The sequence below is a fragment of the Micromonospora rosaria genome, assembly GCF_001567585.1.
GTDB lineage: Bacteria > Actinomycetota > Actinomycetes > Mycobacteriales > Micromonosporaceae > Micromonospora > Micromonospora rosaria.
In genome coordinates, this window is record NZ_LRQV01000085.1 from 21,489 (window position 1) to 32,065 (window position 10,577).

The 10,577-nt window shown below is 76.9% G+C and carries 5 protein-coding genes; 3 read left to right on the forward strand and 2 right to left on the reverse strand.

Annotated elements, in window-relative coordinates; all coding sequences use genetic code 11:
* Positions 1 to 9 precede the first annotated feature (9 nt).
* The 3 genes from AWW66_RS20855 (at position 10) to AWW66_RS33850 (ending at position 5,559) form a co-directional block, all read left to right on the forward strand.
* Entirely contained in the window at positions 10 to 321 is a 312-nt protein-coding gene (locus AWW66_RS20855; RefSeq protein WP_067369116.1) for a YbaB/EbfC family nucleoid-associated protein, read from the forward strand.
* A 202-nt stretch (positions 322 to 523) separates the two neighbouring features.
* Positions 524 to 3,649 (forward strand): hypothetical protein, encoded by a 3,126-nt coding sequence (locus tag AWW66_RS20860; RefSeq protein WP_067369118.1) that lies wholly within the window; start codon positions 524 to 526, stop codon positions 3,647 to 3,649.
* A gap of 188 nt (positions 3,650 to 3,837) precedes the next feature.
* The gene (locus AWW66_RS33850) at positions 3,838 to 5,559 is read left to right on the forward strand and encodes a protein kinase domain-containing protein (protein ID WP_067369121.1); all 1,722 of its coding nucleotides are present in this window, start codon (positions 3,838 to 3,840) and stop codon (positions 5,557 to 5,559) included.
* Positions 5,560 to 5,568: 9 nt separating this feature from the next.
* Here AWW66_RS33850 and AWW66_RS20870 read toward each other — a convergent pair whose 3' ends face one another.
* A complete protein-coding gene (locus AWW66_RS20870) occupies positions 5,569 to 9,021 on the reverse strand; it encodes an ATP-binding protein (protein ID WP_067369124.1) in 3,453 nt (1,150 codons plus the stop codon).
* A 71-nt stretch (positions 9,022 to 9,092) separates the two neighbouring features.
* Positions 9,093 to 10,577 (reverse strand): AAA family ATPase (locus AWW66_RS20875; protein WP_157527649.1); only part of this gene is annotated, 1,485 nt, incomplete at its 5' end.

Genomic DNA, 10,577 nt, shown 5'->3' on the forward strand with positions numbered 1-10,577 from the left:
AGACACGTCATGTCCGAGCCACAGCAGCCCACGGTCGAGGACCTGGTCGCGGCGGGCAAGGCGTTCGAGCAGCAGATGCGTACCGCGCAGGCGCAGCTCGGGAACGCCCTGGTCACCGGCCGCTCAGCGGACGGCACGGTCGTCGTCCTGGCCAGCGGCCTCGGCCAGGTCAAGGCGGTCCAGGTCAACCCGGTCGTCTTCGACAACCGTGACGCCGCCGCCCTCCAGGACGCGATCATGCAGTCGATCCGGGCCGCCGGGGCGAACGCCGCCGCGCTCGCCCGGGAGAAGATGGGCCCGATCGAGATCAACCTCCACTGACCGTACGGCTGGCCGGACCCCGCCGAGCACGGCGCTCGGCTTCCGGTCGTCGACGGTCGGCCGGGCGCCGGGGGTGCGGGCAAGAACCACGGTGGTCCCGGGCAGACCCTCGCCGCCGCCCTTCCGCCGGGACCGGTTCCCTGGTGGACTCCGGCCATGCCGCCCGGCAGGTCGCCGTGCGTCGTGAGGAAGGGGCAGTCGAATGGGCATGATGCGCTCCCTGCGTGACCGGTCGTCCGTCCCGGTCTTCCGGCACACGGTGGGCAACGCCCTGGTCCTGCACGCCCGGGAACGGATCAGTTCGGAGGCGCGGGCGCTGGCCCTGGCGGTCGCCGACGACCCCGACAACGAGATCGTCGTCCTCGACCTGCACGACGACCTCCCGGTGGGCATCTGGAAGTCGGTGGCGGAGGCGTTGCGGCGGCGTCGGCGCGGCATCCGGCTCGTCGTCTGCGGCGCGCACCACGACACCGCCGCGCTCGCCGCCCAGTGGCTCTCCGACCGGCTGCGCCGTCCGGTCGTCACCCCGCACGGCCGGGTGATCCGGGGGGCGGCCGGCACTTTCTTCGCCCACGGGGGGCAGACCAGCGGCTGGGTACGGTACCGGTCGGGCCGCCCGCCGGCACCGGAGGCGAAGCGGCACCCCGCCCCGCCCTGGGACGACGCCGCCGCCGAGTTCGCGGCGACCAGCGCGGTCGGCGCCGTGGAGCCCATCCCCGCCGGCGTCTGGATCCGGGACACCCGGGACCCGGTCGTGGTCAGCGACCGCTGGCGGTGGCTGGTCGCCGCCGTCCCCTGCCAGCGCGAGGCGATGACCGTCGTCCTCGGCTGCCCCGGTACGCCGCCCCTGGCCCTCGACGACGTCGCCCGCTTCTGGCGCGGCCTCGCCCCCGACCACCGGCAGTACGCCCGGTTCGTGCAGTACGGCCCGGTCCAGCTCCCCGCCGGTGAACCGCTCGGCCAGCGGCTCGCGGACCTGCTGGAGACACCGGTCGTCTGCTTCGCCGGGATACCCGTCGGCCGCCCGGACCGCCCCCACATGCACACCGTCACGCGGGACGGGCGTCTCGGCTGGCAGCTCCTCGTCCGCGAACTCGGCTTCATCCCCCGTGGCCGGCCCAGCGCGCCGGCCGCGATGCCCCGCATCCTGCACCACGAGGCGCCGACGCTGCTCGGTGCCGCCGTCGGCCCCCGCACCTACGGTTACGCGGACGACGCGGTGGTCGAGATCGTCCAGTCCGGGCTCTGGATCCGGGGCACCGGGACGCCGCGCAACGCCGACCGCATCCGCGCCCGCCCCGCCGACCCGGCCAGCCACGCCCTCATCGTCGACGACAGTGATCCCGCGCGGGTGGCGCGCCTGCGGGAACTCGCCGAGGACCTGGCCGCCCGGCTCGATGCGCCCACCCGTGCCCGCAGCGCCCTCCAGCTCGCTTCCGCCGTGGCGGTCAGCCGGCACCGGTCCACCGCCGCCGGCACCCTCGGCGACGGAAGGACCTACCGGTTCACGGCCGCCGACCTCGCCCTCGACGAGGCGATCGAGGTCGCCCCGCCGCTCGCCGCGCTGCGCGTCCCCGGGGTGCAGTCCCCCTCCTGGACGCGGCCGGCCGGCTCCCGGACCCCGCCCACGGCGGGCGAGCTGCACCCCGCCGCCAGGGAGTTCCTGGCCGCGCCCGTCGAGGTACCGCCGGTGCCGCCACCCGGCCCGGCGCTACCCGGGCAGCCCGGCTCGTCCCGCCGGCCCCGTGCGGCATCCTCGTCCCTGCGGGCCGGCGGGATCGCCAGCACATCCCTCCGGCCCGACGAGGCCGTCGGCACATCCCGCCGGGCCGGCGGGGTCGACGACGCCCCGGCTCCGGGCGGCGCGGACAGCCTGCCCGGCGCGGACAGTTCGCCGGGCGTGGACAGTTCGCCGGGCGCGGCCGGCGCGGACGGCCCGGCCGGCGCGGACGGCCCGTCGGGCAGCCGGGTCGCCGGTGTGCTCGGTGTCCGGTCGGGCCGTCCCGCCGGTGGGCGGCTCGGTCCGGTCGAGCCCGCGCCCGACCGGGACGCCCGCACGATGACCAACCTGCCGGCCCTCCCCCGGACGGTGCCGGGCCGGTTCCCGGGTCCTTCCGTCGACACGCCGCTCTGGCACCAGGCCGCCTCCGTCGACGCGCCCACCCAGGGCGCCCTCGCGCCCCTGCCGCGTCCGGCCGGTTCCCCCGCCGTCGCGTCGCCTCCGGCCCGGCAACCGGGCCCCGTCCCGCTCCCCGTCCCGGGCTCCGTGCCGTCCCCGTCGACCCTGACCCACCTGCCGCCCCCGCCCCCGATCGTGGTCCCGCCCCCGATCGCGCCTCCGGCCGGCGACGCTCCCGAGGCGACGCGGGAGGCGGCACCACCGTCGACGGCCGGGCCACAGCGCGCCGACGCCGATACCGAGAACCCGACCGGCCCCGCCTCGACCGGCCCCGCCTCGACCGGCCCCGCCTCGACCGGCCCCGCGCCGACCGGCCCGCCAGCCGGGGGTACCCCGGTCAGCCGCCCGACCGGCGACACCCTGGCCAGCCGACCGGCCCTGCGCTTCCAGGTGCCTCCCGCCCCGGAGGCACGGGGCCTGCCCACCGCCCGTGGCATCGACGCCGAGCGGGCCTGGCTGCGGGGGCGGTTCAGCCGGGAGTTCGACGCCGCCGCCAGTGCGGTCTCCCGGGTGCTGTCGGAGCATCCCCGGCTGAACCCCGACGAGGACGCGCTGACCGACGCCGTCGCCGTACGCCTCTACCTGTCCACGCCCGGGGTGGAGGTGGACGAGGCGCTGCGCAGGGGAGACAGCGGCGGGCAGGTCTCGTTCGCGCGCTGCGTGGCCGCCGGGGTGAGCCGGCTGCCGTCGCACCGGGGCGCGACCTGCGCGGCGGCCACGCTCAACGGGGACGAACTCCGCGAGATCCGGGACCGGGGAACGCTGACGAACTGGGCGTTCACGCACGCGCTGGTCGAGCCCCCGGAGACCCTGCCCGGCACCGTGGAGGTGTTGCTCTGGTCGATGACGGCCCGCCGTACCCGGCTGCTGGAGCCAACGGACGACCAGTACCCCGACGGTCGGGTGCTCTTCCTGCCCGGTACCCGTTTCAAGGTGCTGGAGGTGACCGGGCCGGCCGAGGGTGAGGCCGGCCGCATCCTGTTGCGGGAGCTGTCCGCCGAGGAACAGGTCGGTACCCGTGCCCCCTTCGACGATCTCGCGCTGACCTCCCTGTACCGCTGCCTGGAGAGGTGGACCACGGCGGGCCGACGCCTGCCGGTCGGCGCGGCGGTGGGCCGGCGGATCGGCACCCTGCCGGGACTGGCCTGACCGGGCACGTTTCGACGTGGGTCGGTCCCGTCGCGGTTGGTGACGACCCTGGAACCCACCGTGGAGAGCGGGTCGCACCGGCGGTCGACGCGCGCCGACAGGCGTCCTCCGGAACCTGGTATACCGGATGCTGATACGGCGTCGCCGTCGTGACGCTGCGCGGGATCCGTCCAATGAAGAGAGACATAGTGGACACTGCGTACCGGGTCAGTCCGCTGAGCCCGACCGATCCGGAACGGCTGGGGGACTACCTGCTGGTCGGTCGGCTCGGGGTGGGCGGCATGGGCGTGGTGTACCTCGCCGAGAGCGACGACGGCACCTTCGTGGCGGTCAAGCTGATCCATGCCGCGCTCGCGTCGGACCTGGAGTTCATCGGCCGGTTCCGCAGCGAGGTCGAACGGGCCCGGCAGGTGCCGCCCTTCTGCACGGCCGAGTTCGTCGACGCCGACCTCGACCACGACCCGCCCTACCTGGTCGTCGAGTACGTCGACGGGCCGAACCTGGAGGAGGTGGTCTCCGAGCGGGGGCCGCTGCGGGGCGGGGCCCTGCACTCGCTGGCGGTGGGGGTCGCCACCGCGCTGGCCGGCATCCACGGCGCGGACGTCATCCACCGCGACCTCAAGCCGGACAACGTCCTGCTGCCGCCGGGCAGCCCGAAGGTGATCGACTTCGGCATCGCCCGGCCGGTCAACGCGACCAGCCTGCACACCCGGCCGGACGTCATGGTCGGCACCGTCGCCTACATGGCGCCGGAGCGGTTCTCCGGTGATCCGGGCACGCCGGTGACCGCGGCGGCGGACATCTTCGCGTGGGGCTGCGTCATCGCCTACGCGGGCACCGGGCGGACCCCGTTCCAGGGCGACTCGCCGTCCGCGACGGCGGGCCGCATCCTGACCCAGCCGCCGAACCTGGACGGGATTCCGGAGTCCCTGCGGGAGCCGCTGTCGCGCACGCTGGCGAAGGACCCCGCCGACCGGCCGACCGCCCAGGAACTGGTCGCCATGCTCCTGGCCGGGCCGTCCGAGCCGAGGCCACCGGCGGCCGGGAACCCCGAGGCGGTGCCGCCGACCACGTCGCTGGCGGCCACCCCGGCACCGGCCACCCCGCCGGTGCCGGACGCCTCGCCGTCGTCGGCCACCCCGCCGCCGACCTTCCCGGCGTCGTCGGCCGGCCCGTCGACACCGGCCCGGCGGTCGGTCGGCAGGAGAGGAACGCTGGTCGGTGCCCTGGTCGCCGTGCTGGTGCTCGCCGGGGCGGCGATCGTCGGCCTCGCCGCGAACGGCTCCGACACCCCTCGGCAGGCGGCCAACGTGCCGGACACCATCCTCGCCGAGTCCCCGGCACCGACCCCGACCGCCAGCGCGGACGTCACCCCGGAGCCGACCCCCTCCGATGCGCGCCGGCCGGCGGGGCCGCCCGAGCAGAACGCGCCGCAGTCCTTCCCCCCGGGGTCGCGGGCCAGCCGGCCGGCGGGGGACGGGCCGTCGCCCACCCCGTCCACCGTGCGGGCCTCGGCGAACCCGAGCGGCCGGAACCTGGCCCTGAACCAGCCGGTCACCGCCTCCAGCGCCGAGTGGGACCTGTGGTCGGCGAAGCGCGCCGTTGACGGCGACCCCGAGAGCCGGTGGGGCAGCGAGTTCAGCGACACCCAGTGGCTGGCCGTGGACCTGGGCTCCCGGTGGCAGATCAGCGAGATCCTGCTGCGCTGGGAGAAGGCGTACGCGGTCCGCTACCGCGTGGAGGTCTCCCTCGACGGCGACACCTGGACGACGGTGTACCGCACCACCGCCGGCCAGGGCGGCGACGTCCGGATCACCACCGACCGGGTACCCGGTCGCTACGTCCGGATGTACGCCACCCAGCGCGTCGGTCACTACGGCTACTCGCTGTACGAGATCGAGGTGCGCTGAGCGCCCGCCTCACCCCGCGTCGAGGCAGTTCCCGGGCACCCGCCCGGGAGCCGGCTCGACGCCGTACCCGGCGAGCCGGCGCTGGGTCCGGCGTAGGTCCCAGCGGGCGCCCAGCATGGTGTACAGGTCCACCGCCTCGCCACCGGCCACGGCCGCCTCGTGCGGGCGGCGGTTCGCCGCCAACAGCACGGCGGCGTCCTCCAGGGTGGCGGCCAGTTCCGTCACCCAGCCCATCTCGCGGTAGCGGGCCGCCGCGGCGAGGGCGGGTTCCGGGTCGTCGGTGAGCAGCGCCCGGCAGCGCGCCGCCGCCCGGTACGCCCGTGCCGGCTGCACCTCCCGGGCCGCCTCGGCGGCGCAGATCGCCGCCGCCCGCTCCGCGACGTCGCGCCGCCCGAGGTCGAGGGCGAGTCGGGTCACCTCCGGCAGCCACTGGTGCCGTACCGCCAGCGGCGCGTACTCCGGCGCCAGCAGCGGGCCCACCACCCGCAGCGCCTCGTCCGGCCGGTCCCGCGTCTCGGCGACGAGCGCGCGGGCGACCAGCAGGAAGCCGCAGCTCTCCCGCTCGGCGTCGCTGGCCGGCAGGGCGTCGGTCGCGTCCAGGTGCCCCCGGGCGAGCACCCCGTCCTCGCGGTGCGCGGCGACGAGCGCGGCCACGCCGTGCAGCAGCAGGGCCACCGCGACCGGGTCCCGCATCCCCAGCAGCGTGTTGCGGGGTACGTCGTCGGTGACCGCGCTGATCTCGGCCAGCGCGTCGTCCCACCGCCCCGTCCAGAAGTACTGCACCGCCGAGGCGGTGTGCAGGCCGGAGGGCAACCGGTGCCGGAGGGCGAAGAGCCGGGCCTCGCGCAGCGTCCGCTCCGCCTCCGGCAGCCGGTCCAGGTTGTGCAACGTGAACGTGCGGTTGTCGAGCAGGTCCAGGTACAGGCCGGCGAAGGCCGGGTTGTCCCGCATGACGTCCAGCGCCCGGTCGACGTACTCCAGGGCCCGCTCGTGGTCGCGGCGGACGGAGTTGGTCAGCCAGGTGGTCTGGAGCGCGGAGGCCGCCTCGTACGGCTGGCCCGCGGCGAGGGCCTCGGCGTGCAGCGCCGCCGCCCGGCGGTCGGCCCGGTCCAGGTCGTCCAGCGGCCCTCGGCGGAGGTCGGCCAGCAGCACCCAGTGCCGGGTACGCCAGAAGTCGGGTACCGCGCGGTCGGCCAGCGCGTCCCGGAGAATGGCGATCGCCGCCGGGGTGTCCCCGCGCCGGTGGGTCATCGCCGCGAGCAGGTGGCGCATCTCGGCGCGCTCGGCCGGGTCTGTCGCCAGCCCGGCCGCCTCCCGGGCCTCGTCCAGCGGCCAGCGGTCGTCCCGCAGGTCCAGCCTGACCAGGGCGATCAGCAACTGCGCGCGGTGTCGGGGGTCGGCGGGCCCGGTGGCGAGCACCCGGCGGAGCAGCTCGCCGGCGAGCTGCGGCGCGCGGCGGGCCAGGTCGGCGCAGTGGGCGACCAGCCAGGACACCGTCCAGTCGTCCACCACCGAGGCCGCCGCGACGAGCTGCTCGGCCACCCGGGTCACCGGGCTGCCGCCCCGGGCCAGCACCTCGGCGGTGTGCCGGTGCAGCATCGTCCGGGCCGGGGCCGGGATGCTGTCGTACAGGACCCGCCGCAGGAAGGAGTGCCGGAAGGCCAGAGCCGTGTCGGCGCCGACGAGGACGTTGGCGGCGAGCGCCTCCTCCAGGCTGGTCACCAGCTCGAACGGGGACTCCCCGGTCACCGCGACCACGTCGTCGACGGAGAACCGCGTACCGAGCAGGGCCGCCGTCCGCAGCACGTCCTGGGTACGGGGTGAGAGGAGGTCCACGGTGCCCCGGACCACGGCGAGCAGCGGCCGGGGCAGCTCGACGGGTACCGAGTCGGGGATGTCGGCCACCCCGTCGACGGTCCGGACCGCGCCCCGCCGCAGCAGCGCGGTGGTCATCTCGCGGGCGTACAGGGGGTTGCCCGCCGAGATCGACACCACCTCGGCGAGGTTCGGCCCGAGCGGGGCGCCGACCAGGCGGACCACGAGCTGCTCGACCACCTCCGGCGGCAGGGCGCCCAACCGGAGCACCGCCCCCTGCCGGGACCGGACCCCCCGGCGCAGCCGGGCCAGCTCCTGGCCGCCGGGCTCCAGGCGTGCCGCGGCCACCAGCAGCAACGGCATCCGCCGGGTGGCGGCGACCAGCCGGTCCCAGAACGGCACGCTGGCCGGGTCGGCCCACTGGAGGTCGTCGACGACCAGCACGAGCGGGGCGACGGCACAGGCGGCCCGGACGCGGGCCAGCACCCGGTCGGCCAGCACCGGGGGATCGGTCGTGGCGAAGCCGTCGAGGTGCGACCCGGCGGGCGGCGGGGCCACCGGGGAGTCGGCGGACCGGGGCTGCGGCTGCACCGCCCGGACCACCACCTGCAACGGCACGTACCGGTCCAGTTCCTCGGCGCTGCCCCAGGCGACCTGGCAACCCCGCTCGCCCGCGTCGGCGAAGGCCGCGCGGAGCAGCGCCGTCTTGCCGATGCCCGGCTCACCCTCGATCCAGACGGCGTTGCCCTGCCCGGCGGCGAGCGCGTCCAGCAGGGACCGCAGCCGGCCCAGCTCGTCCGCCCGGCCGGCCAGCGAGCCCGCCCCGGGAGCACCCGGCGTCGTGCGGGCCGGGGACGGCGACGGGCCGGGCGAGCCCGAGGTCCCACCGCCGACGGTCAGGGCCGGATCACGGCGCACCCGGTCGTACAGGTCGGTGAGCGCGCTGCCCGGCTCGATCCCCAGCTCGGTGCGGAGGGTGTGGCGGGCCGCCCGGTACGCCTCGACCGCCTCGGCGCGCCGGCCGGTGCGGTGCAGGGCGAGCACCAGCAACTCGTGCAGGGGCTCGTGCAGGGGGTGGTCCCGGACCAGCCCGGTCAACTCGGCCACCACCCCGTCGTCGCCCAGCTCGATCAGCAGCCGGGCGCGGCGGCCGAGAGCGTCGAGCCGCCGCTGCACGAGCCGGGCCCGCTCGAACTCCAACCGGTGGCCGGTGAGCCCCGCGTACGGCTCGCCGTGCCACAGCCCCAACGCCTCGTCCAGCGCGGCCACGGCGGCGGCGAGGTCGCCCGCGTCGTGCCGCCGGGCCGCCTCGGCGTAGGCCGTGGCGAACCGCTCGCTGTCCAGGTCGCCGGGGCGCAGGCGGACGGCGTACCCCGTCGGCCCCGAGGTCAGGGTCTCCCGGCCCAGACTGCGGCGCAACCCGGAGACGTAGGTGTAGACACTGCCCGTCGCGGTCGCCGGTGGCGAGTCGCCCCAGACCTCCGCGATCAGGTCGTCGCGTCCGACGTCGCGCCCGCCGGCGACGACGAGCGCCGCGAAGAGCAGCCGCTGCCGGGCCGGGCCGAGGTTCAGCTCGCGTCCGCCGCGCCAGGCCCGGACCGGGCCCAGCACCGACACCCGCAGCGGGTCGTCCGGATTAGTCTGCACGGACCCTCCATCGTGACAGGTCCCGAGGCTACTCCCGGCCCGGCCGGTGCCTGCGCCACGGGCCGGTGGAGTCACGGGCCGGTGGGGTCGCCGCCGCCGATCGTCGTCGACCGCGGGATGTGCGGCATGGTCGGCTGGCCCGGCAGGTGCGGACGCACCCGGGCGAGCAGCGTCCGCAGCCGGTGCAGCCACTGTGGCGTGATCCGGCGTTCCCGCAGGGCCGCGTGGGCGATCTCCGCCGCCGCCTCGAACTCGCCCCGCCGCTCGTGGGTGTGCGCCGCCACCCAGCGCATCTCGCCCCGCAGGTCGGGGTCGGTGGTCCGGGCGGCGACCCAGCCGGCCTCCGCCGTGGCGACCTGCTGCTGCCGCAGCAGCAGCCGGGCCAGCCAGGCGGTGAGGAGCAGCCGCTGGTCCGGGTCGAGCGCGTACCGGACGTGGGCCTGGCGCAGCACGGCGAGCGCGGTCCGGGGCGCCCGCTCGGCGAGTTCCTCGACGTGCTCGGCCAGCCAGCCGCCGAGCCGGCCGTCGAGCGGTACCTCCCCGGCGAGCAGTTGCGCCACGACCTGCTCGGCCGGCGCGTCGGCGGCGGCGAGCCGTTCGGCGAAGGAGCGGTGCAGGGTGATCCGCAGGGCCGCCGGGGTGCTCTCGTGCAGGGTCCGGGCCACGATCCGGTGCCGGAAGAGCAGCCGGTCACCGTCGGTGGTGAGGACCTCGTCGGCCAGCGCCGGCGCCAGCACCCGCGCCAGCTCCTCCGGGGTACGGTCGGTGACCGCGGCCAGCTCCGCCGAGGTGGCGCCCGCCGGCTGCGTACCGGGCGCCCGCAACTCGTACGCGCTCAGGAAGGCGAGCGCCCGCAGCGCCTGCCGGGTCTCCCCGGTGAACGGGGCGAGGTGCGCCTCGACCGTCGCCACCAGGGCGCCCGCCGTCGGCGCACCGGGTTCGCCCACGGCGAGGTGCCGCAGGTACCCGGGGTGGCCCCCGGCGTCGTCGAGGATCCGCGCCAGGGCTTCGGGCTCGGGTGGCTCCGGGGCCACCGCCCGGACGAGGGCGGTCGCCGCGGCGGTGTCCAGCGGCGTCAGCTCCACGACCTCGTCGGCGGGCAGCCTTCGGACGTCCGACGCGCCGGACCGGGCCGCCGCCACCAGGAGCAGCGGCAGCTCGGCGGCGTGTGCGCCGAGCGCGGCCCAGACCCGCAGCGTCGCCGGATCGGCCCACTGGAGGTCGTCGACGACCAGGACGAGCGGGCCCGCCTCGGTGGCGCGGCGGACCAGTGCCACCGCCGCCGCCACGGTCTCGGCGGAGGTGCCGTCGTCCGCGTCGCCCGGGGGATGGTCGACCAGGTGGCGGGCGGCGTCGTCGGCCAGCGCCGAGTCGAGGCAGTCGACCAGGGTGCCCAGCGGCAGGTGGCGGGTGACCTCGTCGCCGACCGCCCAGCCGACGCGGCAGCCGGCCGGGGCGACGCCGGAGAGGGCCGCCGCGAGCAGCGCCGACCTGCCCATGCCGGGCGCGCCGTCGACCCGGATGCTGCGCCCACGCCCGTGGACCGCCTCGGCCAC

Bases quoted from the DNA above. Each gene is read 5' to 3' on its own strand.
- AWW66_RS20860 (WP_067369118.1), top strand. From the start codon at position 524: ATGGGCATGATGCGCTCCCTGCGTGACCGGTCGTCCGTCCCGGTCTTC.
- AWW66_RS20855 (WP_067369116.1), top strand. From the start codon at position 10: ATGTCCGAGCCACAGCAGCCCACGGTCGAGGACCTGGTCGCGGCGGGC.